The organism is Stenotrophomonas maltophilia group sp. P373 (assembly GCF_053295075.1).
In genome coordinates this window covers 1,652,556-1,676,387 of the sequence record NZ_CM129994.1, presented here as the reverse complement: position 1 = coordinate 1,676,387, position 23,832 = coordinate 1,652,556, and the positions used below count along the sequence as shown (strand labels likewise).

General features: G+C 66.5%; 19 protein-coding genes and 3 tRNA genes. 16 read left to right on the top strand and 6 right to left on the bottom strand.

The window, feature by feature from the left end; translation table 11 throughout:
- Positions 1-27: 27 nt before the first annotated feature.
- A complete protein-coding gene (gene dapA / locus ACSYHF_RS07780) occupies positions 28-921 on the bottom strand; it encodes a 4-hydroxy-tetrahydrodipicolinate synthase (RefSeq protein WP_061480294.1) in 894 nt (297 codons plus the stop codon).
- Between the two features lie 164 nt (positions 922-1,085).
- On the opposite strand from dapA, the gene ACSYHF_RS07775 reads away from it, so the two are divergent.
- From ACSYHF_RS07775 to ACSYHF_RS07730, 10 genes are all read left to right on the top strand, one after another.
- A complete protein-coding gene (locus ACSYHF_RS07775; RefSeq protein ID WP_005409051.1) occupies positions 1,086-1,646 on the top strand; it encodes a glycine cleavage system protein R in 561 nt (186 codons plus the stop codon).
- A gap of 79 nt (positions 1,647-1,725) precedes the next feature.
- Positions 1,726-2,205, top strand: coding sequence for a peroxiredoxin (locus ACSYHF_RS07770; protein ID WP_049411307.1), 480 nt, complete (start codon positions 1,726-1,728; stop codon positions 2,203-2,205).
- Between the two features lie 84 nt (positions 2,206-2,289).
- Positions 2,290-3,690 carry a PhoH family protein gene (locus ACSYHF_RS07765; RefSeq protein WP_005409049.1) on the top strand — a complete coding sequence of 467 codons (1,401 nt, stop codon included), beginning with the start codon at positions 2,290-2,292 and terminating at the stop codon, positions 3,688-3,690.
- Positions 3,687-4,193 carry a hypothetical protein gene (locus ACSYHF_RS07760; RefSeq protein WP_197598895.1) on the top strand — a complete coding sequence of 169 codons (507 nt, stop codon included), beginning with the start codon at positions 3,687-3,689 and terminating at the stop codon, positions 4,191-4,193. The genes ACSYHF_RS07765 and ACSYHF_RS07760 overlap by 4 nt, the downstream gene beginning before the upstream one ends.
- A 12-nt stretch (positions 4,194-4,205) precedes the next feature.
- Entirely contained in the window at positions 4,206-4,874 is a 669-nt protein-coding gene (locus tag ACSYHF_RS07755) for a YoaK family protein (RefSeq protein WP_053500054.1), read from the top strand.
- Positions 4,875-5,001: 127 nt separating this feature from the next.
- Positions 5,002-5,811, top strand: coding sequence for a bifunctional hydroxymethylpyrimidine kinase/phosphomethylpyrimidine kinase (gene thiD, locus ACSYHF_RS07750; RefSeq protein ID WP_111129123.1), 810 nt, complete (start codon positions 5,002-5,004; stop codon positions 5,809-5,811).
- Positions 5,808-6,734 carry an alpha/beta hydrolase family protein gene (locus ACSYHF_RS07745; protein WP_053500057.1) on the top strand — a complete coding sequence of 309 codons (927 nt, stop codon included), beginning with the start codon at positions 5,808-5,810 and terminating at the stop codon, positions 6,732-6,734. The genes thiD and ACSYHF_RS07745 overlap by 4 nt, the downstream gene beginning before the upstream one ends.
- Positions 6,725-6,801: transfer RNA gene (locus tag ACSYHF_RS07740), tRNA-Arg, on the top strand. The genes ACSYHF_RS07745 and ACSYHF_RS07740 overlap by 10 nt, the downstream gene beginning before the upstream one ends.
- Before the next feature lie 69 nt (positions 6,802-6,870).
- Positions 6,871-6,947 (top strand) — tRNA-Arg (locus ACSYHF_RS07735).
- 32 nt (positions 6,948-6,979) lie between these two features.
- A tRNA-Arg gene (locus ACSYHF_RS07730) sits at positions 6,980-7,056 on the top strand.
- A gap of 578 nt (positions 7,057-7,634) precedes the next feature.
- Here ACSYHF_RS07730 and ACSYHF_RS07725 read toward each other — a convergent pair.
- Complete coding sequence (locus ACSYHF_RS07725; protein ID WP_447576216.1) at positions 7,635-8,555, bottom strand: LysR family transcriptional regulator; 921 nt, start codon at positions 8,553-8,555, stop codon at positions 7,635-7,637.
- Positions 8,556-8,695: 140 nt separating this feature from the next.
- Here ACSYHF_RS07725 and ACSYHF_RS07720 point away from each other — a divergent pair, with 140 nt between their 5' ends.
- On the top strand, positions 8,696-9,397 hold the full coding sequence (locus ACSYHF_RS07720) for a pirin family protein (protein WP_005416106.1): 702 nt from the start codon (positions 8,696-8,698) through the stop codon (positions 9,395-9,397).
- Between the two features lie 113 nt (positions 9,398-9,510).
- Here the strand turns inward: ACSYHF_RS07720 and ACSYHF_RS07715 are convergent, their stop codons facing one another.
- Together ACSYHF_RS07715 and ACSYHF_RS07710 are read right to left on the bottom strand one after the other, a co-directional pair.
- Positions 9,511-11,709, bottom strand: a complete 2,199-nt coding sequence (locus tag ACSYHF_RS07715; protein WP_447576215.1) for a TonB-dependent siderophore receptor — start codon at positions 11,707-11,709, stop codon at positions 9,511-9,513.
- Positions 11,710-11,841: 132 nt separating this feature from the next.
- A complete protein-coding gene (locus ACSYHF_RS07710; protein ID WP_069137898.1) occupies positions 11,842-12,537 on the bottom strand; it encodes an alpha/beta hydrolase in 696 nt (231 codons plus the stop codon).
- Positions 12,538-12,719: 182 nt separating this feature from the next.
- Between ACSYHF_RS07710 and ACSYHF_RS07705 the strand changes: the two genes are divergently transcribed.
- Positions 12,720-13,859 (top strand): MFS transporter, encoded by a 1,140-nt coding sequence (locus tag ACSYHF_RS07705; RefSeq protein WP_005416105.1) that lies wholly within the window; start codon positions 12,720-12,722, stop codon positions 13,857-13,859.
- Between the two features lie 81 nt (positions 13,860-13,940).
- Here ACSYHF_RS07705 and ACSYHF_RS07700 read toward each other — a convergent pair whose 3' ends face one another.
- Positions 13,941-15,059, bottom strand: coding sequence for an alpha/beta hydrolase (locus ACSYHF_RS07700; RefSeq protein ID WP_180871046.1), 1,119 nt, complete (start codon positions 15,057-15,059; stop codon positions 13,941-13,943).
- A gap of 182 nt (positions 15,060-15,241) precedes the next feature.
- On the opposite strand from ACSYHF_RS07700, the gene ACSYHF_RS07695 reads away from it, so the two are divergent.
- The 4 genes from ACSYHF_RS07695 (at position 15,242) to ACSYHF_RS07680 (ending at position 22,122) form a co-directional block, all read left to right on the top strand.
- The gene (locus tag ACSYHF_RS07695; RefSeq protein ID WP_262219744.1) at positions 15,242-16,588 is read left to right on the top strand and encodes a c-type cytochrome; all 1,347 of its coding nucleotides are present in this window, start codon (positions 15,242-15,244) and stop codon (positions 16,586-16,588) included.
- Positions 16,585-17,511 (top strand): c-type cytochrome, encoded by a 927-nt coding sequence (locus ACSYHF_RS07690; protein ID WP_065179458.1) that lies wholly within the window; start codon positions 16,585-16,587, stop codon positions 17,509-17,511. Before ACSYHF_RS07695 ends, ACSYHF_RS07690 begins: the two co-directional genes overlap by 4 nt.
- Before the next feature lie 115 nt (positions 17,512-17,626).
- Entirely contained in the window at positions 17,627-20,005 is a 2,379-nt protein-coding gene (locus ACSYHF_RS07685) for a TonB-dependent receptor (protein ID WP_447576214.1), read from the top strand.
- Positions 20,006-20,013: 8 nt separating this feature from the next.
- On the top strand, positions 20,014-22,122 hold the full coding sequence (locus tag ACSYHF_RS07680; RefSeq protein ID WP_134955203.1) for a phosphocholine-specific phospholipase C: 2,109 nt from the start codon (positions 20,014-20,016) through the stop codon (positions 22,120-22,122).
- Between the two features lie 109 nt (positions 22,123-22,231).
- On the opposite strand, the gene ACSYHF_RS07675 is transcribed toward ACSYHF_RS07680, so the two are convergent.
- On the bottom strand, positions 22,232-23,827 hold the full coding sequence (locus ACSYHF_RS07675) for an alkaline phosphatase D family protein (RefSeq protein WP_134955197.1): 1,596 nt from the start codon (positions 23,825-23,827) through the stop codon (positions 22,232-22,234).
- Positions 23,828-23,832: the final 5 nt, after the last annotated feature.

Genomic DNA, 23,832 nt, shown 5'->3' with positions numbered 1-23,832 from the left:
TCTCCTGGGTCAGACCAAGACGGAAGGTCAGTGGCTGGAAAGGGCTTCGAGGGCGGCGATGTCGCCGGCAAGATGGTCGGCAGCCGGATGATGCGCTGCCGACAACGGCAGCAGTGGCAGGCGCAGGTCGTGACCGATGCCGATGCGGCGCAGCAGCGCCTTGACCGGGATCGGGTTCGGTTCGACGCCGCAGAAATCATGGAAGGGATGCAGGCGCGCATCCCACGACGCGGTGGCTTCGTGGTCGTGTGCGGCGGCCAGCTCGCACATCCGGCGGTAGGCACCGGGAAGCACGTTGGAACCCACTGAGATCAGGCCGTCGATACCGGCCTGGATCGAACGCGCGGCCGTACCGTCGTCACCGCTGAGCACGGCGAACTGTGGGCTGCGCAGAGCGAGCAGCGCCTGCACCCGGCCGGTGTCGCCCACCGCCTCCTTGATGCCGACGATGTTGGGGTGGCTGGCCAGCTCGGCCACAGTCTCAGGCTGCATGTCGCAACCGGTACGGCCGGGCACGTTGTACAGCACGACCGGCAGCCCGCCCTGGTCGGCCACCGCACGGTAGTGCGCGATCAGGCCGGCCTGGGTGGGGCGCACGTACGGTGGCGTGACCACCAGCGCGTGGCTGGCGCCGAGGGCGGCGGCACGACGGGTCTGTTCAATGGTCTTGGCAGTGCCCGAAAGACCGGTACCGGCCATGACCGGAATGCGACCGCCGATGCGCTCGACCGCGCTGGCCAGCAGCAGGTCGTACTCGGCGTCGGTGAGGGTTGCCGCTTCGCCGGTAGAGCCGGCTACGACAACGCCATGGACGCCACCTTCCAGTTGCAGGTGCAGCAGGCGCTGCCAACCGTCGGGATCGAGGGCGCCGTCGGCCCGGAACGGGGTCGCCAGCGCGGTGATGAGGCCGGAAAGGGACAAGGACGTGCTGCTCTTGGCTGGGAAGGGAAAACGCCCGCCACGAAAGGCCGGGGGCGACTTGAATGTTACTTGCGGCGCGAAAGCACGGGCAAGTATGCTGGACACCGGTGGATCCCCGCCTCTGGCGGGCATTCAGACTAACGCATGCATTACCCGGAATCGCCTTGACCGACACCACCCCGCGCCCCGCGCCGAGCGAAAACCACCTCCTGATCAACGCCTATACGACGCATCCGGAGTCCCCCCTGCTGTCCGTCACCCGCCGCATCGCCGACAGCGGCTGCAATCTGGTGGATGCACGCCTGGCCACGGTCGGCCGCGATGTCTCGGTCACCGCCCTGGCCACCGGCTCCTGGGACTCGGTGGCCAAGCTTGAGGCGATGCTGACCCGGCTGGAGCGCGAGGAAGGCCTGAAGCTGGTCTGGTACCGCACCGCCGCCAAGCAGGCGCAGTCCAACCTGCTGCCGTACATCGTCGAAGTGATCGCCGCCGACAAGCCGGGCATCCTGTTCCAGCTGGCCGACTTCTTCGACCGCCAGGGCATCACCATCGAGAACCTGCAGAGCACGCGCTACCGCGCCATGCAGACCGGCGCGGAAATGTTCAGCGCACAGGTCACCATCGGCGTGCCGGCCAACATGCACATCGCCGCGCTGCGCGACGATTTCCTCGAGTTCTGCGACCACCTGAACCTGGACGCGATCATGGATCCGATGAAGTTCTGATTCTTCGCGCGTCTCTCACGGGCGCGTGGCGTTTCATGTAGCTGTAATGGCAAGAACCCAGGCTCGACAGAAGGACCTCATGAACAACGGCGACACCCTGGACAGCACCACCCTCTCCCTGCCGCTGGCCCTGTCCGGCGGCGACCAGGCCACCCTCGGCGACTATGCCGGCCAATGGCTGGTGCTGTACTTCTATCCCAAAGACAGCACCCCGGGCTGCACCACCGAAGGCATCGACTTCAACGCCCTGCTGCCGAAGTTCAGGAAAGCCGGCGCCGTCGTGCTGGGCGTCTCGCGCGACTCGGTGAAGTCGCACGACAACTTCTGTGCCAAGCAGGGCTTCAACTTCCCGCTGGTCAGCGATGGCGACGAAGCGCTGTGCAGCGCCTTCGACGTGATCAGGATGAAGAACATGTACGGCAAGCAGGTACGTGGCATCGAACGCAGTACCTTCCTGATTTCCCCCGACAGCCGCATCGTGCAGTCCTGGCGCAAGGTCAAGGTTGCCGGCCATGCCGATGCCGTTCTCGCCGAACTGAAGGCCTCCCAGTCCAAGTGAGTCCCACTGCCTACTGTGTCTGCCATCACCCTGCCCCGCAGCAGGCCGTGGTGGTTTTTCCCTGTCCGTAACCAGGAATCGACGATGACCCGAGGCAAGCGCATCTACGTGCTGGATACCAACGTGCTGATGCACGATCCGACCGCGCTGTTCAAATTCGAGGAGCACGACATCTACCTGCCCATGCAGGTGATCGAGGAGCTGGACAACGGCAAGAAGGGCACCTCCGAAGCGAGCCGCAACGCCCGCCAGGTGAGCCGCTTCCTCAACGAGCTGGTGCAGGAATCGGGCCTGGACAACCTGGCCGACGGCATTCCGCTGCAGCGGCCCAATGGCCTGCAGCTGCGCGGCAAGCAGAGCGCCGGCAAGCTGCGCTTCCAGACCAGTCATTTCGATGCTGGCAAGAGCTTCGGCAAGGTGATCCCGGACAACGCCATCCTCGGCGCGATCCTGGCCCTGAAGGAAGAAACCCCCGACCTGCCGGTGGTGTTCGTCTCCAAGGACATCAACCTGCGGATCAAGGCCGCCATCGCCGGTATCGTGTCCGAAGACTACGAGAACGACCGCGCGCTGGACGATTTCAGCCTGCTCTACACCGGCGCTACCGAGCTGCCGGAAGACTTCTGGAAACGCCACGGCGATGACCTGCGCAGCTGGAGCGACAAGGGCCGCTCGCATTACGAAATCCAGGCGCAGGACGGCGAGGAGTGGTATCCGAACCAGTACGTCTACCTGCCGGGCGAGGATGAAGTCGAACTGCGCGTCAGCCGCGTGGTCGGCGATGGCAAGGTGGTGCTGTCGCTGGTCGATGATTTCCGCCACGGCAGCCACGCCGTGTGGGGCATCAGCGCACGCAACCGCGAGCAGAACTTCGCCCTCAACGCACTGATGGACCCGGAGATCGACTTTGTCACGCTGCTGGGCACCGCCGGCACCGGCAAGACCCTGCTGGCACTGGCCGCCGGCCTGGCGCAGACAATGGACCAGCAGCGCTACCGCGAGATCATCATGACCCGCGCCACGGTCAGCGTCGGCGAAGACATCGGCTTCCTGCCCGGTACCGAGGAAGAGAAGATGACGCCGTGGATGGGCGCGTTGACCGACAACCTGGAAGTGCTCACGCACAACCAGGAAGGCGGCACCTGGGGCCGCCAGGCCACCAACGACCTGCTGGCCAGCCGCATCAAGATCCGCTCGATGAACTTCATGCGCGGCCGCACCTTCCTGTCACGCTACCTGATCCTGGACGAGGCGCAGAACCTCACCCCCAAGCAGATGAAGACGCTGATCACCCGCGCTGGCCCCGGCACCAAGATCGTCTGCCTGGGCAACGTCGAGCAGATCGACACCCCGTACCTGACCGAGACCACTTCGGGCCTGACCTACGCGGTGGACCGCTTCAAGAACTGGCCGCATAGTGCGCACATCACCCTGCGCCGTGGCGAGCGTTCGCGCCTGGCCGATTACGCTTCGGAGGTGTTGTGAACCGCTGCACGCGCCTGTTGCTGCCCACGGCTGCGATCACCCTCGCCGCCGTGCTCGGTGCCTGTACGACCACGCGCGGCCCGGCCAGCGTGCCCACCGCCGAGCGCACCGGCCAGTCCTGGGTGGTCACCCGCCCGATCATCGCCGCGCAGGTGCTCGACACCTGCTCGCGCCCCAGCCCCGGCCGCGAGGCCGGGCGGGTGTCGGGTTACTGGGCGCCCAGCCGGCAGCAGGTCGAAAAGCTGGAGGCGAAGCTGTCGTCGCTGGAAGCGCAGGTCCCGAAGGTGCTGGACTTCGACCGCCAGTACGTCGGCATCGAAAGCGCCGGCAAGCGGCTGATCTACATCAACGCCTTCCACCTGCCCGACGACAGCGGCGTCAATCCGGCCCGTGAAGCGATCCGCGTCTGCGATGGCGGCGCACAGTTCTGGGGCGCCGTGTTCGACCCGGCCAGCAACACCTTCAGCGAGCTGCAGTTCAACGGCGGCTTCGGCGGGCCCTGAGGGGCCTCGCCGATGGGAATACGCCTGCCCACCTGGGTCTGGATCGGCGCGGTCGCACTCTCGTGCGTGGCCGGCATGGTCAACGTGGTCGGCTTCCTCGGTTTCGAGCACCAGGCGGTCAGCCACATGACCGGCAGTACCAGCCAGCTCGGCATGGCACTGGCCCAGGGTGACTGGCGCGCGGTCGGCCACCTGTGGGGCCTGCTGATCGCGTTCTCGCTGGGCGCGATGCTCAGCGGCCTGCTGATCCAGGACAGCACGCTGCAGCTGGGCCGGCGCTACGGCGTGGCACTGGCGCTGGAATCGGCTCTTTTGCTGGTGGCCATTCCGCTGTTTGAAGAGCACCAGATCTGGGGTGCACTGGCCGCCGCCATGGCCTGCGGCCTGCAGAATGCAATGGCTACCACCTTCAGCGGCGCGGTGGTACGCACCACCCATCTCAGCGGCATGTTCACCGATCTCGGCATCGGCCTGGGCCACCTGCTGCGCGGGCTGCCGTTGCAGGTGCGACGACTGACCCTCAGCGGCCTGATCATCAGTGGCTTCCTTGCCGGCGGCGTGATCGGCGCCTGGCTGTTCGCGCGCTGGCAGTACGACGCCCTGCTTGCTCCCGCCCTGCTCACCGGCCTGACCGGCCTGGGTTATGTGGTGTACCAGCAGTGGGCGCGCTGGCGGCATTGAGGGCCGCACTCTGGGGGTCAGATCCCTTTTCCTGCGGAAAAGGGACCTGACCCCGCCTGACGGATCAAAGGCATCCACGCATGGCGTGGATCTACCTTCCCCTGCCGGACCACGGCACAATCGCTGGATGAGCCCGACCACTCCCGTATCTGCCCTCACCATCGCCGGCTCCGACTCCGGCGGTGGCGCAGGCATCCAGGCCGACCTGAAGGCCTTTGCAGCACATCGCGTGCACGGACTCTCCGCGATCGCCGCACTGACCGCACAGAACACCCGTGGCGTCATCGCCGTGCACGTGCCGCCGATCGATTTCCTGCGTGCACAACTGGATGCCTGCTTCGATGACTTCGACATCCATGCGGTGAAGCTGGGCATGCTGGCCAACACCGAGGTGATCAATGCCGTCGCCGATGCGTTGGAGCGCCATCGCCCGCCACACGTAGTGCTGGACCCCGTGATGGTCGCCACCAGCGGCGCGCGCCTGCTGGAAGACAACGCTCTGCAGGCAATGCGTGAGCGGCTGATCCCGCTGGCCACGCTGATCACCCCGAACACGCCGGAAGCGGAGCTGCTGGCCGGACAGAAGATCGGCAACGGCGATGACGCCGAACAGGTGGCCTCCGCCCTGCTCGAACTGGGTGCCGGTGCGGTGCTGCTGAAAGGTGGCCACCTGCAGGAAGGCAACCGCGTGATCGACCGCTACTTCGACGGCGTGAGCAGCGAAGAATTCATCCACGCCCGCCTGCCGCTGGATGCGCACGGCACTGGCTGCACGCTGGCCTCGGCCATCGCCGCGCAGCTGTGCAACGGCCTGAGCCTGGCCAACGCCTGCGAAGCCGGCATCGACTACGTTGCGCGCGGCCTGCAGCAGGGCTATGCCCCCGGCCGCAGCGAGGTGCTGGTGCTCGACCACTTCGGCGCTGCACCGCACGCATGAACCTGACGCCGGCCCTCCTTCCAGTGCAGTGCAACGACGGGCATCGCTACGAAGTGATGGCCTGCATGCCCGCACAGGCCATCGCCCGCTTGTTGTGGCTGCCAGCGCTGGGTGTGGCCGCGCGCCACTACCTGCCGCTGGCACAGGCGCTGGCAGCGAAGGGCGTTGCGGTCTACCTGCATGAGTGGCGCGGCAACGGCAGCAGCTCACTACGCCCGTCGCGCGCGCACGACTGGGGCTATCGCGAGGTACTCGAGCAGGATCTGCCGGCCAGCCAAGCGGTCATGGCGGCCGCCGACGAGGAAGCAGGCCCCCTGCCCTGGATCATCGGTGGCCACAGCCTGGGCGGGCAGCTGGCCTGCGTGCATGCCGGCCGCAACCCTCTGCATTTCCACCACTTGTGGTTGGCGGCCAGCGGCTCACCGTTCTGGCGTGGATTCCCGCCACCGCGCGGCTGGCTGCTGCCACTGGTTTACCGTTTCCTGCCGTGGATCGCGCAGCGCCAGGGCGTGCTGCATGGCCGTCGTCTCGGCTTCGGTGGCACCGAAGCACGTGGACTGATCGCCGACTGGGCGCGCGTCGGCCTAAACAACCACTACGCCGCCGCGGGCATGGGTGAAGACCTCGACGCACAGATGGCGCGCGTGCACGGCAGCGCCCAGGCCGTACTGATGGAACACGACTGGTTGGCCCCGACCGGATCGATGCAGGCGTTGCTGGCAAAGCTGCCGAATGTGGACGCGAAGCTGCGCGTGCTGTCCGCGCAGGAACTGGGCACGCGCGCCGATCACTTCGCCTGGCTCAAGGCACCGGATGCCGTGGCGGACAGCTTTTTCATTCAGTTGGATGAAAATTTTCACAAAACTGTTGACGGTGTGCGCCGACATCCGCATAATTCCGCTCCTGTCGCAGGGCGCCCGTAGCTCAGTTGGATAGAGTACCTGGCTACGAACCAGGCGGTCGGGAGTTCGAATCTCTCCGGGCGCACCACTCGACAGGTTTTCAGCATCCGCCGCTGAAAATGCAGTAAAATTAGGCAGTAAGTTGATTGTGTACCGCGCGCCCGTAGCTCAGTTGGATAGAGTACCTGGCTACGAACCAGGCGGTCGGGAGTTCGAATCTCTCCGGGCGCACCATACACAGTCGGCACAACAAGTTTATGTAATTGGCGCCCGTAGCTCAGTTGGATAGAGTACCTGGCTACGAACCAGGCGGTCGGGAGTTCGAATCTCTCCGGGCGCACCATTACACCGAAACAGCAGGCCTCGGCCTGCTGTTTTTTTATGCGTGTTTTTCGGCAGGGCTGCGCCCTGCACCTTCAGAGGCCACAGCCAGAGCCGGAGCAACAGCAACAGCGCGCATTCCGTGGGATGGCGGGGCGGTGTCGGAGTGCGGGGACGCCGCAAGTACGTCCATGTAGGCTTGGCAGCCGCATCCATGCGGCTGACACCCCGCACTCCGACACCGCCCCACCTCTGACAGATTTCCGCGATCTGATGGATCCACGCCATGCGTGGATGAATCTCCATCGAGTTCGAACATTTCGACAATTGATCGAAGAGCATCCACGCATGGCGTGGATCTACCGTGTCGACCAAGGTCGACACCCACCGACCGCACCAGCACCGACAGATCGCCGGAAACTGTCAAAGGCGGGGTGGGTCCGGTTGCGGGGGCGTGAGCCGCATGGATGCGGCGACCGAGCCTCCATGGACGGATTCACGGCGTCCCCCGCAACCGGACCCACCCCGCCATCTCACGGAATGCACGCTGTTGCTGTTGCTTTGGCCTCGGCGGGTGCAGGGCGCAGCCCTGCCAAAGCCCTACCCCCTGGCCATTGCCTCCCACCACTGCGACAGCAGCTCCGGCCTGCGCAGGCGCTCGCGCCACCAGCGCAATGCCGCGCCATCCTCACCGGTGCGCCAGGCCAGCCAGAAGGCCTCTTCCGGCTTGTGCTCCTCCACCTCACGGATCACCAGCTGGCCGCGCGCCACTGCAGCGCGTGCGCACGGCTCGGGCAGGAAGCCGAAGCCCACGCCTTCGCACTGCAGCTTCAATTTACTGGCCATGTCCGGCACCGTCAGCATCTCCTGCCCCATCAACAGGCCCACCGTGCGCGGCAGCAGCCTGCGCGCCGAATCGGAAACGGCGATCGCGCAATGCTCGACCAGCTGCTCGCGACCCAGGACGCCCGACACGTTGGCCAACGGATGTTCGGGTGCGACCGCGAACACGAACTCCACCGTGCCCAGCGGCTCGACCACATAGCCGCCACCACTGGGTCCTTCGCCCGGCGCGCCGACCAACAGGTCCGCACGGCGGTCGAGCAGGGCCTCCCAGGTGCCGGACAGGGCCTCGCCGATCAACCGCAACCGGGTCGGTGCCTCGGCCTCACGGAATGCGGCGATATCCGGCCCAAGCAGCCAGGTCGGGAACACCGAATCCACCGCCAAGGTCAGTTCGGTCTCCCAACCCGACGCCACCCGGCGCACCCGCAGCTCCAGCTCGCGGGCCGCGCGCAGCAGGTGTCGGCCTTCGTCCAGCAGCGCGCGCCCGGCCTCGGTCAGCTCTGCACGTGGGCCGACCCGGTCGAACAGCTGCACGCCCAGATCCTCCTCCAGCTTGGCCACGGTATAGGAGATGGTCGAGGGCACCTTGTGCAGGGCCTTGCCGGCGCCGGCAAAGGAGCCACGGCGGTCGATGGCATCCAGGATCTGCAGGGCATCGAGGCTGAGCTTGAGCATTCGAATTTTTCGATGATGGTCGTCAAAACTATCCGTTTTTCAAACCCCGGGCGCAAGCGGATACTTCTCTCCAACAGGGAAACACAGCGGTCACTGGCCCACCCCGCCCCATCGAAACCATCGAACAAGGAGATTCCCTCATGCTGCAGATCCGCAAGAGCGCTACCCGTGGCCTGGCCGAGCATGGCTGGCTGTCCTCGCGCCATACCTTCTCCTTCGCCAACTACTACGACCCCCGTTACGTCAGCTTCGGCCCGTTGCGGGTGATCAACGAAGACAAGGTGATCGGCGGCCAGGGCTTCGGAACCCACGGCCACAGCAACATGGAAATCATCTCCTACGTGCTGGGCGGTGCACTGGAACACAAGGACTCGATGGGCACCGGTTCGGTGCTGCGCTACGGCGACGTGCAGCGCATGAGCGCCGGGAGCGGCGTCACCCACAGCGAGTTCAACCACTCGGCCGACGAGACCGTGCACTTCCTGCAGATCTGGATCTTCCCGGACACCGAGAACATCGCGCCGTCCTACGAGGAGACCCACTTCACGCCGGACAGCAAGCGCGGCCAGCTGCGCCTGATCGCTTCGCCGGACGGTGCCGAGGGTTCGCTGCGCATCCACCAGGATGCCCGCATCTTCGCCACCATTCTCGATGGCGGCCAGAAGCTGCATCACGCCCTCGGCAACGGTCGTGGCGCCTATGTGCAGGTGGCGCGTGGCCAGCTGCAGGTCAACGGCATCACCCTGGAAGCCGGTGATGCGCTGCAGGTCAGTGACGAAGCCCAGCTGACCCTGGAAAACGGCAACGACGCCGAAGTGCTGGTGTTCGACCTGCCGCTGTAACGACAACGCCCGCGATGCTGCAGAGCATCGCGGGCGTATGTGTAGAGCCGAGCCCACGCTCGGCTGCGGATTGACAGCCAGCCGAGCGTAGGCTCGGCTCTACACGACCCGCGTCAGAACCTGTAATTCAAGCTCAACCGCACATTGCGCGGCTCGCCCCAGGTGTAGGTGCTGTACCAGCTGAAGATCGTGTAGTAGCGCTTGTCCAGCAGGTTGTTGACGTTGAGCGTGGCCGACAGCCGATCATTGAATTCATAGCGTGCCATCGCATCAAGCAGCCAGTACGGCTGGGTGCGATGCACGACCTGCGCGCCGGTGGCCGGGTTGCTGATCTCGCCAAAGGTGGAATCCTGCCAGCGCGCGCCACCGCCCAGCGTCAGCCCTTTCCAGTCACCACGCAGGCGATAGCTGCTGTGGAGGCTGAACTGGTTTTCCGGTTCCAGCGTGGTGACCTTGGCACCGGCCTGGCGGGCGATCTTGTGCGAGAACCCACCCTGCACCTGCCAGCCTTCTGCCAGCTGGCCCGACATCTCAAGCTCGTAGCCCTTGGTCCGCACGCCCATCAGGGCGCGATACGCATCCTGCCCGTCCGGCGTCTTGCCACCGGTGGGCTGGGCGAAGTTGTCCTGGTCGAGCTGGAACAGCGCTGCACTGGCGTTGAAGCGGCCATCGAGGAACTCGGCCTTCAGGCCCATCTCGTAGCTGCGACCCTCCAGCGGATCCAACGCCTTGCCCTGCTCGTCGCGCTGCCCCTGCGGCTTGAAGATGGTGCTGTAGCTGGCGTACACCGAATAGTGCTCGCCGAGGTCATAGACCACGCCGGCATACGGTACGAACACGCCGGTCTCGTGCGTGCCCGGCGAACGATAGCTGGCCAGGCGGCTACCGACGATCACCTTCAGTGGATCGGCGACGTCGAAGCGACCGACCACGTACAGGCCATTCTCGCGGGTCACTTCATTGTTGTCGTAGCTGCGCTGCCATTGCGGCTCGGGAATGTCGCCCTGCCATGCGCGGTAATCGGGCACCTCGGTCGGATAGCCGGACTGCGGCGCGTAGCCGGTATTGGTCCAGCGCTTGCGCGAAGCACTGCCGCCCACCACCAGTTCATGCTCGCGGCCAAACAGGCCGAAATGACCGCTCAGATAGAAGTCGACCGCATTGCTGACGGTCTTGCCGACGTACTTTCCCAGCCACAATGACACGCCTTCGCCGGTAACCGGATCGGGATTGCCACCGGCGGCTCCCGCCAATGCGGCGTCATAGCCGTTGACCTGGTGGTTGATCTGCAGCTTGGCCACCCAGTCGTTGTCGAAGGTGTGCTCCAGCGTGGCAAAGCCGGTGCGCACATACTGGCGCCACCCGCTCCAGCGGGTGCCGTTGTTGAACGAACGCGGCATGTCGTTGAAGTTGCCGGCACTGTCCAGCAGCGGAATACCGCCCCAGGTCGAGCCCTTCGGGTCGCTGTCCATCGCATCGCCGCCTACGGTCAGCAGCGTACGTTCACCCAGATCGGCTTCCAGTACTGCGTAGCCGACCTTGCTGGTGCGCTGGTAGTAATCGAGATTGGAATGCTTGTCCTGCCAGGCGCCCACCGCACGGCCCCGCACGCGCCCATCGGCTGCCAGCGGGCCGCCGACATCGATCTCGGCGCGGTAATCATCCCAGCGCCCCACACCCAGCGTCGCGCTGCCAGCGAAGTCCTTGCCCGGCTTCTTGCGCACCAGGTTGATGGTCGCACCGGGATCGCCCATGCCGGTCAGCAGGCCGGTGGCGCCCTTGAGCACTTCGATGCGGTCGTAGATGGCGGTGTCGCTGAGCGTGTTGCCGGCCGAATAGGCCGAGTCGCGCGACATGGGAATGCCGTCGTACTGGAAGTTCTGCACGGCAAACCCGCGTGCGTAGTACTCGGTGCGTTCGCTGTCATAGGTGACGATGCTGATGCCAGGGGTCACCCGCATCACATCATCGATGCCGTGCAGGCCGAAGTCATCCATCTCGGCGCGGGTGATCACGCTGATGGTCTGCGGCGTCTGCCGCGGCGTCAGCACCAGGCGGGTGGCGGTGGCAATGGTGCCGGGCGTGTAGGCGCCGCTGCCCTCGGTGATGGTGCCGAGCAGGTTGGCAGTGACCTGCACGGTCTGCAGGGTCTGCGAGGCGGGTGCCGGTTTGGCCTTGTCCTCGTCCTGGGTGGACTGGGCAGCGGCGGTGCCGCTGCTCAGTGCAAGCAGTAGCAGGCCTTGGGCCAGTGCATGCGGCAGCGGCAGGCGACGCGGGAACAAGAGCGGAAAACGGACAGGCACAGACAGCACGGCGGGACCTCCACGATAGGGTGGGATCCTCTGGCGGCGGCTTGAGGGAAGAGAGGGGAGCGGCCGGATGGCCGCAGGCGCAGGAGTGTACTCCCCTGCGCCCCGGCTGTCGTGCGGTGTGCTGCGGCGGTCTCAGCCGCCGATGGCGGCGCAGGCCTCCAGGATCAGCGCGGTCACTTCCTTCGGCTGCGAGGCCAGCGAGGCATGGCTGGCATCCAGCTCCAGCAGGCGCTTGGGCTGCATGCGCGTGGCCATGGCCTTCTGGTTGTCTGGCGCGATCATGCGGTCATGGCGGGACAGCTGGTACCAGCTCGGCTGGTGTTTCCACGCCGGGTCGCTGACCGTGTCGCCGAAGGTGCTGGCCAGCGGCGCCTTCTGGGTCACCGCCATCACCCGGCCTTCGTCGTCGCTCAGGTCCTGGCAGAAGCTCTCATGGAACTTGTCCGCACGCAGCCACAGGTAGCCATCGCTGTCCGGTGCCAGGTTCGGCGCCGCTTCCGGCAGGTGCTGCTGGGTGATGCCACCGGGGCTCTCGCCTGCATCAGGCGCGAAGGCAGCGATGTAGACCAGGCCCTTCACGTTGGGCTCGTTACCGGCCTGGCTGATCACCGCGCCGCCGTAGGAGTGGCCGACCAGCAGCACCGGCCCGTCGATCTGCCGGATCATTTTCTGGGTGCGTCCTGCGTCGTCGGCCAGCGACGTGAGCGGCAGTTCCACCGCCTGCACACGGTCGTGGCCGTTGCGATGCAGTTCCAGGATCACCTTGGCCCAATGTGCGGCCCCGCCCCAGAATCCATGGACGAGGAGGATGGTGGGTGTCGTGCTCATGTACGGGTCTCCGGGAGCGGCCGGCGGGATGCGGGCCGCGCAGCCACTGTCCGTGTGCGGCGTTAATCGCTGGTGACGCAATCGAATCACTGCAATCGTATGCGTCGTTCAATGTCATGCATGGCACTTGCCGATCCGCCCTGAAAACGATTTCATGAAGCCCCCCGGATCTCGCATCGCGCATGACGCCTTCATCCCCACGTGCCCAACAGCACGCTACCCGTGCCGCCTTCTTCATTCCCGGATTCGCCACCGCCGCGTGGGCGCCGATGGTGCCCTATGCCAAGGCCAAGGCCGGGCTGTCCGACGCCAGCCTCGGCGCCGTGCTGCTGTGTCTTGGGCTGGGTTCGTTGCTGGCGATGCCACTGGCAGGTGCGCTGACCGGGCGGTTGGGTTGCCGCCGGGTGATGGTGATCACCTGCGCGATGATGCTGTGCGCCCTGCCCTTGCTGGTGCTGGCACCCTCGCCGGTGTCGCTGGGCGCGGCACTGTTTGTGTTCGGTGCCGGCGTCGGTGCACTGGATTGTGCGATGAACATGCAGGCGGTGGCGGTCGAGCGCGATGCCGGGCGCGCGATGATGTCCGGCTTCCACGCCTTCTACAGCATCGGTGGATTCGTCGGTGCTGGCTGCATGACCGGGCTGCTGATCCTCGGCACGCCGCTGTGGCTGGCCGCGCTGGTTTCGGTGGTGGCGCTGCTGCTGGTTGCGATGCTGTCGGCGCCGCATTGGCGTCCGCAACGGATCCTGCACGAAGGCCCCTTGCTGGCACTGCCGCATGGCGTGGTGCTGTTCATCGGCGTACTGGCCTTCGTGGTGTTCCTCGCCGAGGGCTCGATGCTGGACTGGAGCGCCGTGTTCCTGGCCGAAGTGCGGCAGGTGCCGCGTGACCAGGCCGGCGCCGGCTTCGCGTTGTTCACCCTGGCGATGACGGCAATGCGCCTGTTCGGTGACGGCATCGTCGAGCACCTCGGCCGCACCCGCACCCTGGTCTTTGGCGGTATCACGGCCGCGGCAGGCTTCACCCTGGCCACGCTGGTGCCCTCGTTTCCGGTGGCGCTGGCCGGCTACGTACTGGTCGGGCTGGGCTGCGCCAACATCGTGCCGGCGCTGTTCTCGATGGCAGGCCAGCAGCGGGTGATGCCGGAAAGCATCGCCATCACTGCCGTGACCACACTGGGTTACGCCGGCATCCTCGCTGGCCCGGCGGCGATCGGCGCAGTGGCACATGCCACCAGCCTCGGCTTTGCCTTCCTGTGCGTCGCCCTACTGCTGCTGGGCGTAGCCGCCTCCGCCCGCTCACTGGCACGGCGCGTGACCTGACAGAAAAAGGGGACGGAGGGGATTAAGTCGCATCTGCCCCGAGTGTGCTGCAAACGACTTAATCCCCTCCGTCCCCTTTTTTCAGCCGTGTGCCAGCCATTCGGCCTGGGCCGGCAGCTGTGGGGCTGGGCACGCGCTCTGCGGGTGGTGCTCGTCGCGCGCCATCCAGTCATCCACCACGCCGGCCAGCAGGTCCAGCCGCAGCGGCAGGGTGATGTGGTCCTCTCCACGCATTTCGATGTAGTGCGCGCGCGGGTTGGCCTGCGCAAGCTGCCGGCCCTGGCTGACCGGAATGTGCTGGTCACCCTGCCCGTGCAGCAACAGCACACAGGCGCGGGTATCGGCCAGCGCACGCGCGACGTCGACGCGGTCCAGATCGACATCGATACGGCGGCTGGCGGCGGCGATCACCTGGTTGATGTCCTGGCCCCCATAGCGCCAGCGTGCGTACGACGCCACCGCCTGCGCCTTCAGGCCCTCCGGCTGCAGTCCCATCAGGTGCGGGATCATCGTGCGGATCGCCGCACCGGCATTGGCGAACGATTCCATCGCCACCACGCCGGCCACCTGGTCACCCAGCTTGTCGGCGGTGAACACCGCCGTGGCCGCACCATAGGACACACCGAACAGGTACAGCGGGCCGGTCACTTCGCCGCGCGCGCGCAGCTCGCCGATGACATCGACGACGTCATCCGATTCATAGGTGCCATAGCCGGACGGACCTGCACCGGACTGGCCATGGTTGCGCAGATCGAGCGTGACCACGCGGTAGCCGGACTCGGCCAGCTGCAGCGACCATGGCAGCATCGAATCACCATTCATCATCCACCCATGCAGCAGCACCACGGTGCCGCGTGGCGTCTGCGCGCGGAACGGCTGTGGCACGGCCAGACTCAGGCCGGTATCAAGAGGCAGGCCGTTCTCATGACGCTGCGGAAGGTAGTGGTACCGCGCGCCGTAGTCGCCGGGGTCGAACACGCGCCAGAAGATCGGCACGCCATCGCGACCCGCTGCGAAGCCATGGCGGTTGGGCAGCCCGGCAATGGCCGCGGCGATGCGCGGGCGATCGAGCAGGGTCGACACGCCGCCTGGCGCGATCAGCCGGTCGGCAAGCGAGGTAGACGAGGCGTTGATCGAGGATGAGCATGCAGCCAGCCACAGGCCGGCGCACGCCAGCAGCAACAGCAGCAAGCGCTTCATGGGCAATCGGGAAAGGATGCGACAGCGTGACAGGTTAACGACGCGGGCGTAGGCCATCTATCGCGCGTGGATGACGGCTTGATGACAATGCGGGATCGATTCAGGTTGTCACAATGGCGCGATCGACCTCGGCATTGATCCGGATCAATGAATACGCCGGCATGCTTGCCCACAGTGCCCCCATGCGCACCTCGTTCAAGCTCGCCATTGCCCTGGCCGCCACGCTGGCCGCCGCCTATGGCATCGCCCGCAGCACGCCCTACTGGTTCGCACCTCGGCAGGCCGCGCAGGTCGACATCCACGACCCGGCGCTGATCGCACAGGGGCAGTACCTGTCGCGCGCCGCCGACTGTGCGGCCTGCCACACCGCGCCGGGCGGCAAGCCGTTCGCCGGTGGCCTCGGCATGCAGACGCCGATGGGGACGATCTACTCGACCAACATCACCCCCGATCCGGAAACCGGCATCGGCGCCTACGACTACGCCGACTTTGAACGCGCGGTACGTCGCGGCATCCGTCACGATGGCCAGCCGTTGTATCCGGCAATGCCGTACGCCTCGTACGTGATTGCCCGCGACGCCGAGATCAAGGCGCTGTACGCCTATTTCATGGGCTCGGTGCAGCCGGTGAAGCAGGACAACGCCGACAGCACGATTCCATGGCCCGCCAACATGCGCTGGCCTCTGGCATGGTGGCAACTGCTGTTCGCACGCCCACGCAGCTTCAGCCCGGATCCGTCGCTGGACGCCGGCCAGCAGCGTGGTGCCGAACTGGTGGAAGGCCTGGCGCATTGCGGTGCCTGCCACACGCCACGCGGGCTGGCGTTCCAGGAAAAGGCGATGGCCGATGATGGCAGCCGCCAGTTCCTGTCCGGTTCGGTGCTGGAAGGCTGGTACGCGAAGAACCTGCGCAGCGAATCGACCGGTCTGGCCAGCTGGCGCGAGGGTGAGATCGTGGACTTCCTGCGCACCGGGCGCACCGATCGATCGGCGGCCTTCGGTGGCATGGCCGACGTGGTCGAGCACAGCACGCAGTACCTGTCCGACGCGGACCTGCTGGCGATGGCCCGCTACCTGAAGCAGCTGCCCGCCCGCGAAGGACGCAGCGCACAGTGGTCGCCCGGTACTGACACCACCACCGCCGCACTGCGCAGCGGCGACTATCGTGTGGCCGGTTCGCTGGCCTATGCCGAGCACTGCCAGGCCTGCCACCGCGCCGACGGCCGCGGCATGGCCCGCGTCTATCCGGCGCTGGCGGGCAACTCGATCGTGTTCGCCGATGACCCCAGCTCGCTGGTGCAGGTGACCCTGATCGGCGGCCGCACACCACATACCCGGCACGACCGCATGGCCTTCAGCATGCCAGGCTTCGAGCAGCTGCCGAACGCGCAGCTGGCACAGATCCTGACCTTCATCCGCAGCAGCTGGGGCAATCAGGCCAGCGCAGTGAGCGAGGTCGACGTGGCGCGCATGCGTCGGGTGGTGCGCGACAAGCCGGTGCACTACGTTCCGCAGGAGGCCGCACAATGAAGCGTTCGCGCACGCGTCCCCGCCTGCTGATCGGCAGTGCGATCACCCTCATGGTGCTGACCGGCGCCGGTACCCTGGCCTACCGTCATCTGTACCCGGACCTGGATGCCGCCGTCGCCAGCACGATCGATATCCTCGATGCGCAGGGCAAAGTGGTCGGCCACTACCATGCGCCGAGTGCCGAGGAGATCGCCGGTCTCGGCAATGCCGAATCGGTGATGCTCGGCCGCCGCCTCCTCAACGAGACTGCACGGCTGCTGCCGGACAATGTCGGCAACGATCTGAACTGCAATTCGTGCCACATGGCCGAAGGCAAGCGGCCTTTCGGCAATCACTACTTCAACACCGGCGGCGGCGCCTATCCGCGTTACATGCCGCGCCCGGGCAAGGTGATCGGGCTGACCGAGCGCATCAACGGATGCCTGCAGCGTTCGATGAACGGCAAGCCTCTGCCGAAGGACTCGCCGCAGATGCGCGCGATGCTCGATTACATGGCGTGGTTGAGCAGTCCTGTGCCAGAGGGTGCAAAGGTGTCCGCCCCCAGTGAGGGGCCCATCGACAGCACGCTGGCCCCGGACCCGATCCGTGGCCAGGCACTGTACGCCGTGCAGTGCGCCGCGTGCCATGGCGACAACGGCGGAGGACGGCGCGACGCCAGCGGTGACATCGCCTTCCCGCCGCTGTGGGGCGACCACAGTTTCAACATCGGCGCCGGCATGGCGCGCCTGTACAAGGCCGCCGGCTTCGTCAAGCACAACATGCCGCCGGCGGTGACCCGCGAGCCCCCACTGGGGCAGCAGGTGATGCCCGACCAGGATGCGGTGGACATCGCCAGCTACTTCATCAACCAGCCGCGGCCGGACTTCGCCAACAAGAGCAAGGACTGGCCGCGCGACCCGAAACCCAAGGACGCGCGGTACTGATGCAGGCAGCAGCTGCGGGCCGTCACACAACACGGTTCCTGCATCTTCGCGTCATGCCGATGTCATTGGCGCTGCCGACACTCCGGGGCTTCCCTCTGCTGAAGGTCCGGTTTCGATGCGAACGATTGCGCGTTTTCCCCGTGTCTCGCTGCTGGCCCTGCTGATCGCCCCCGCACTGGACGCCCTGGCCGAAGCACCGCAGGGCGAGGCGGCCGAAGCGCGCAGCAGCGATGCCCGCACCCTCGATCAGGTGCAGGTGATCGGGCAGGCCACCAGCTACGCCAAGACATCGGTGCGCGCGGAAACGCTGAACCGGCAGACCGTGATGAGCAGCGTCAACGATGCACTCAACGAGGTGCCCGGCGTGGTGGTCAGCGAAGCCGATGCCACCGGCTCATCGGTGTGGGGCACGCAGATCAGCATGCGTGGCTTTGTCACCAACCGCGACACACAGCAGATCGGCACTACCATCGACGGCCTCCCCAACGGCGGTTCGGGTTACGGCGGCGGCTCGCTGGCCAACCGCTACATCGACGCCCTCGACCTGGAAACAGTGGAAGTCAGCCAGGGCACTGCCGATATCTCCTCGCGCTCGAACGAGGCCCTGGGCGGCACGCTCAACTTCCTTACCAGCGACCCGCTGCAGGACAGCCGCCTGCGCTTCGTGGTCGGCGCCGGTGACAACGATGCGCGCAAGTACTACGTGCGCTACGACACCGGCCTGCTCGGCGGCCACACCCGCGCCTGGGTCAGTGCCTCGTCGGCGCGCGTGCATGACTGGATCGATGGCAGCGGCAAGACCAGCAACGACCACATCGCCGGCAAGTTCATCACCGAACTGGATCGCTGGACCCTGACCGGCTACCTGTCCTACAACGATGCCGACGAGCCGGAATACACCAGCGTCTCACCGAAGGGCTTTGCGACCAATCCGGATCGCGACAACCTGGTCGGTATCCTCACCGGCATTCCCTACCTGGACCAGAACTACCGTTCCGGCTCGCGTGCGTTGCGCGAGAACACCTTCGACTACCTGCGCGCGGCCTTCGACGGTGGCAACGGCTTCAAGGCCTCGGTGGCCGCCTACGGGCACCGCATGCAAGGTCGTGGCGACTGGCTGCCTCCCTATCTGGCGCAGGTCAGCGATGACGGTGCGGGCCGCCCCGAGTCGGAGTACATCGGTGGAAAAACCGTGTACGGCGGCAGCAACCGTGGCCAGATCTTCTTCGTCAATCCCGACGGCAGCGCCGCGCAGCGCCTGGCCAACTGCACGCCGCGGCTGGGCTTCACCGCCGAATACGATCCGAACTGCTACGCCGGCAACGTGCTGGGCGCGCAGTCGTATCGCCACACGCACTACGACAACGACCGCATGGGCGTGACCGCCGACGTCGAGTGGCGGCAGACCTTCGGCACGGTCGACAACACGATCCGCGGCGGCCTGTGGGTGGAGAAGCTGGACCGTTCGGCGCGCCGCGACTGGCATCGCCTGCTCAACGTCGGCCAGGACATCGCCTTCGACCACCAGCCGTACTGGGTACAGTTCGAGGACAAGTACAAGGTTGACGAGCAGATGTACTACATCGAGGACGTGGCGCGATTCGGGCCGTTCAGCGCACGCCTGGGCGTGAAGCAGTTCTTCGTCGACCAGTCGCGCCGCCGCGTGATCGGTGCCAGCGAACACGTCAAATCCGATTCCAGGTCCGACCCGCTGCTGTCCACCGGCTTGACCTGGGCACCGGGCGTGGAAGGCATGGAGCTGTTCGCCGGCTTCTCGCAGAACTTCGCCGCGATTCCTTCCGGCGTGCTCGGCGAGACCGACCCGCAGCACTTCCGCAACGTCGAGCCGGAGACCGCCGACAACATTGAAGTGGGCATGCGCATCAGCCGCTGGCCGCTGACCGCCTCGGTGACCCTGTACAACATCAAGTTCGACAATCGCATCGTCTACCTGCCGGCAGGTTTCGTCAGCGGCATCGACTATCTCGGCGAGACCGACGGCGTCTACGAGAACTTCGGCGGCGTGGAGAGCAACGGGCTGGAAGCCGCGTTCGGCTACGGCTGGGACAACGGCTGGCGCCTCAACGCCGCCTATACCTACAACCGCTCCAGGTACCTCGGCAGCGGCGATGCCGCGCGCGATACCCAGCTGGGCATCGTCGATGGCGCCAAGGTGATCGGCCAGCCCGAACAGACCCTCGTCCTGTCGGCGGACTGGCAGGGTGAGAACTGGAACTTCGGCCTGTCCGGCCGTTACCTGGGCACGCGCTATCTCGACGCCGCCAACGTCAACAAGCTGCCGTCGGCGACCGTGCTCAACGCCAACATCGGCTTCGACCTGCAGGGCCTGTCGCCGCGCCTGAAGGGCATGGGCGCCAACCTGGTGGTGAGCAACCTCACCAATAAACGGTATCTTGCAGGGGTGGACGGGCGCGACAACGCCTTCATCGGCGCTCCGCGCACCGTCGGCATCTCTTTCCGCGTGGACCTGTGAGTGAGCCTGTGACCGATATCGGCCGACGCCGGTTGTTGCAGGCCGGCGTTGCCGCCGGCCTCTCTCCACTGCTGCCCAGCATCGCCCGGGCCGCCGCGATCGCCCCCGCCGCGCAGACGCGCAGCCTGGAAGACCTGCAGCACATCGTGGTGTTCATGCAGGAGAACCGTTCGTTCGACCACTACTTCGGCACGCTGCCGGGCGTACGTGGCTTCGGTGATCGGTTCGTCGCCCCGGCCGCCGCGCTGCAAGCAGGTGGCCGCGTCCGCAGCCTGTGGCTGCAGCCCGATGCCAGCGGCGAGCGCGCGATCGCGCCGTTCCCGCTGGATACCGCCGCGCACTTCGGCTACATGCGCGTGGAAGGCACGCCGCATACCTGGCCCGATGCCCATCGGGCGTGGGACCACGGGCGCATGGGGCAATGGCCGAAGGCCAAGCAGAACCACTCGATGGGCTACTTCCAGCGCAGCGACCTGCCGTTCCAGTTCGCCCTGGCCGATGCCTTCACGATCTGCGATGCCTACCACTGCGCAATGCAGGCCGGCACCAACCCGAACCGGGTGTTCCTGTGGACCGGCCACAACGATGGGCATGCGCGTGCCGGCGGCCCGGTGATCGCCAATTCGCACGACAACTTTCCCGAACAGGGCGGGTACCCGGCGTCGTACCGCTGGACCAGCTATGTCGAGCGCCTGCAGAGGGGCGGCGTGTCCTGGCAGATCTACCAGGACATGGCCGACAACTTCACCGACAACCCGCTGGCGGGTTTCGAGGCCTTCCGTCAGGCCCACCGCGCGGCGCCAGGGCATGACCCGCAGCTGCGCGCGCGCGGGGTCAGCACGCGGGGCCTGACGCAGCTGCGCCAGGACGTCATTGACGGGCGCCTGCCGCAGGTCAGCTTCATCATCGCCGACGCGGCCGGCAGCGAACATCCCGGCCCGTCCAGCCCGGCACAGGGCGCGGCCTATACCGCACGCGTGCTGGATGCGCTGACCGCCGATCCGGACGTGTGGAGCCGCACCGCCCTGCTGCTGATGTTCGACGAGAACGATGGCTTCTTCGACCACATGCCGCCACCTGCCCCGCCTTCGCCGGTGGACCGTGGCTGGGCGGGTGTGTCCTCGGTCAGCACCGAAGGCGAGTACCACCGGCACCCGGCCCCGGGTGACGAGAAGTACGATCTCGCCGAACTGCGCGGGCGCCCGTACGGTCTGGGACCGCGCGTGCCGCTGTACGTGATCTCACCGTGGAGTCGCGGTGGTTGGGTCGATTCGCAGGTGTACGACCACACCTCGGTCATACGGCTGATCGAGCGCCGCTTTGGCGTGGCCGCGCCGGACATCTCGCCGTGGCGCCGTGCGGTCTGCGGCGACCTCAGCAATGCGTTCGACTTTGCCCAGCGCGATACCCGCCCGTTCGTCCGTGGCCTGCCCGACGTGAGTGCGGTTGCCGCACGCGCAGCTGCCTTGCCGGGGCGCACCGTGCCCACGCTGCCGGAGGGGCTGAAGCCAGCGAAACAGGAAAGCGGTGTACGTCCCGCGCGCGCCCTACCCTATCGACCGCAGGCATCGATTGCCGCAGTCGATGCCTTGGGTGTGGATCTGACGCTGTCCTGCGAAGGCGCGCCGGCAGTGCTGCATGTCTACGATCGGCTGCGGCTGGATGCGGTACCACGCCGCTACACGCTGCTGCCAGGTACGCCGCTGCGCGAGCGCTGGCCGTTGGACGCCCAGGGCCGCTATGACCTTTGGCTGCTTGGTCCGAACGGCTTCCACCGCCACTTCCAAGGTGCGTTCAAGGCGCCTGCCGTGCAGGCTTCAATCGAGCGCGCGGACGGCCAGCTGCGGCTGCACCTGCGCAATCTGCACAACAGCGCGCAGAATGTGCGGGTGCAGGCCGGTGCCTATGCCGGGCACATGCCTGAGCAGGCGCTGGCGCTGCCGGCGCATGCTGAGGCCACGGTGGCATGGGACGCGGCGCCCACCGCAGGGTGGTACGACCTGCGCATCGGTGCGGGCGACAGTGCACTGCGACTGGCCGGCCGCGCCGAGGATGGGCGCCCCGGCACCAGTGACCCGGCAATGGGCAGCGAGCCCTTGCGGTTCGAGCACGATTGAGGAGCCCTCTGTAGAGCCGAGCCCACGCTCGGCTGCTTCTCGCCCTGGTCGCATTGCCCCGACAAAGCAGCCGAGCATGGGCTCGGCTCTACGCGGCAGATCGGCAGATTCAGGCCTCCTGCAGCCCCGGCCGGCCGTGCTCCACCGCATAGCGTTTCCAGCTCTGCAGCACGCCATTCGGCTGCATCACGGTATCCAGCGTCTTCATGTCGCCGATCCACGCATCGCGGGTGACATCACACAGCACGTAGCCACGCTTGTCGGTGGTCGCCCTCAGATAGGGGCTGTGCGCTAATTGGTTTCTGGCATACGCATCCACACCCTGACCATCGGCGCCAGAGGTGATCGACGTGGCGAGGAACTCGCTGGAGATCACGCCCGAGTCACGGTGGTCCTGCACCAGATCGCTGGCATAGTGGCGATGCGCGTCGCCGCAGGCGGTCACCACGTTGCCGAAGCCCACCTTCTGGATGTGCTCGAGCAGGCGCCGGCGGCTGTCCAGGTAGCCCGACCACTGGTCATCGGACGACTGCACTACCCCGTCCTTCTCGCGCATGTAGTTGCCCAGCGCCACTTGGTGGGCGATGGTATGCCAGCGCGGCGCGGCATCGGACAGGCCATCGAACAGCCAGCGCTCCTGCTTCGCCCCCACAATGCTGCGCTCCGGCGATTCCACCTCCTCGCGCAGCGTCATGTTCACCTGCTTGCTGCGGTACTGGCGGGTGTCGAGCAGGTGCAGGTCCATCAGCGTGCCGTAGCGTGCGCGCCGGTACATCTGCATGTGGCCGTCGCGCGGGAACGCCGAACGGCGCAGCGGCATGTTCTCGTAGTAGGCCTGGAACGCCTGCGCGCGCCGCAGCAGGAACACTTCGCTGGGCGTATCGTCCTGGTCTTCGGCGCCGGCCCAGTTGTTGTCCACTTCGTGGTCATCGAAGGTGACGAACCAGGGAGCCGATGCATGAGCGGCCTGCAGGTCGGCATCGCTCTTGTACTGGGCGTAGCGGCGGCGGTAATCATCCAGCGTATAGATCTGCGGGCCGACGTGGTTGCGCAGGTTGGTGAACGGCTGGCCGTTCATCTTCCGCAGGCCCGGCTGGCTTTCGCCTTCGTAGATGTAATCGCCGTAGTGGAAGACGAAGTCGAGCGGTTCCTCGGCGATGCGCCGCCACGCGGTGTAGTGGCCTTCTTCGTAGTGCTGGCAACCTGCCACCGCAAAGCGCACGCGATCCACCGCCGCCGTGGCTGCCGGCAGCGTGCGCGTACAACCCACTGCGCTGGCGTGGCCGCCTACGGTGAAGCGATACCAGTACGGTCGGCCCGGTGCCAACCCTTCCAGCTCCACGTGGACGGCATGGCCCAGTTCGGGATGGGCCATTGCCGAGCCCTGGCGTACCACCCTGCGCATGCCTTCGTCTGCTGCCAGCTGCCACTCGACCACCATCGGCCGGGCCGGCATGCCACCACCGAACACCAGTGGCTCGGTCGCCAGCCGTGTCCACAGCACCATGCCATCGGCCGAGGGATCACCCGAGGCCACGCCCAGGGTGAAGGGCGTGCTGGCAAAGCGTGGCGACGCCAGCAGGTTGCGTGGGTTCAGTGCAGTGGCGTCGGTCTGCGCGGCCAGTGCGCGCGCCGTGCCCATCCAGGCCCCTGCGGCCGACAGGCCGGCCAAGGCCAGGAATCGCCTGCGATTGATCGTCTCCACGGATG

Bases quoted from the DNA above. Each gene is read 5' to 3' on its own strand.
- ACSYHF_RS07725 (WP_447576216.1), bottom strand. From the start codon at position 8,555: ATGCTCAAGCTCAGCCTCGATGCCCTGCAGATCCTGGATGCCATCGAC.
- ACSYHF_RS07700 (WP_180871046.1), bottom strand. From the start codon at position 15,059: ATGAAGCGCTTGCTGCTGTTGCTGCTGGCGTGCGCCGGCCTGTGGCTG.
- ACSYHF_RS07770 (WP_049411307.1), top strand. From the start codon at position 1,726: ATGAACAACGGCGACACCCTGGACAGCACCACCCTCTCCCTGCCGCTG.
- ACSYHF_RS07765 (WP_005409049.1), top strand. From the start codon at position 2,290: ATGACCCGAGGCAAGCGCATCTACGTGCTGGATACCAACGTGCTGATG.
- ACSYHF_RS07695 (WP_262219744.1), top strand. From the start codon at position 15,242: ATGCGCACCTCGTTCAAGCTCGCCATTGCCCTGGCCGCCACGCTGGCC.
- ACSYHF_RS07690 (WP_065179458.1), top strand. From the start codon at position 16,585: ATGAAGCGTTCGCGCACGCGTCCCCGCCTGCTGATCGGCAGTGCGATC.
- ACSYHF_RS07705 (WP_005416105.1), top strand. From the start codon at position 12,720: ATGACGCCTTCATCCCCACGTGCCCAACAGCACGCTACCCGTGCCGCC.
- ACSYHF_RS07685 (WP_447576214.1), top strand. From the start codon at position 17,627: ATGCGAACGATTGCGCGTTTTCCCCGTGTCTCGCTGCTGGCCCTGCTG.
- thiD (WP_111129123.1), top strand. From the start codon at position 5,002: ATGAGCCCGACCACTCCCGTATCTGCCCTCACCATCGCCGGCTCCGAC.
- ACSYHF_RS07755 (WP_053500054.1), top strand. From the start codon at position 4,206: ATGGGAATACGCCTGCCCACCTGGGTCTGGATCGGCGCGGTCGCACTC.
- ACSYHF_RS07720 (WP_005416106.1), top strand. From the start codon at position 8,696: ATGCTGCAGATCCGCAAGAGCGCTACCCGTGGCCTGGCCGAGCATGGC.
- ACSYHF_RS07710 (WP_069137898.1), bottom strand. From the start codon at position 12,537: ATGAGCACGACACCCACCATCCTCCTCGTCCATGGATTCTGGGGCGGG.
- ACSYHF_RS07745 (WP_053500057.1), top strand. From the start codon at position 5,808: ATGAACCTGACGCCGGCCCTCCTTCCAGTGCAGTGCAACGACGGGCAT.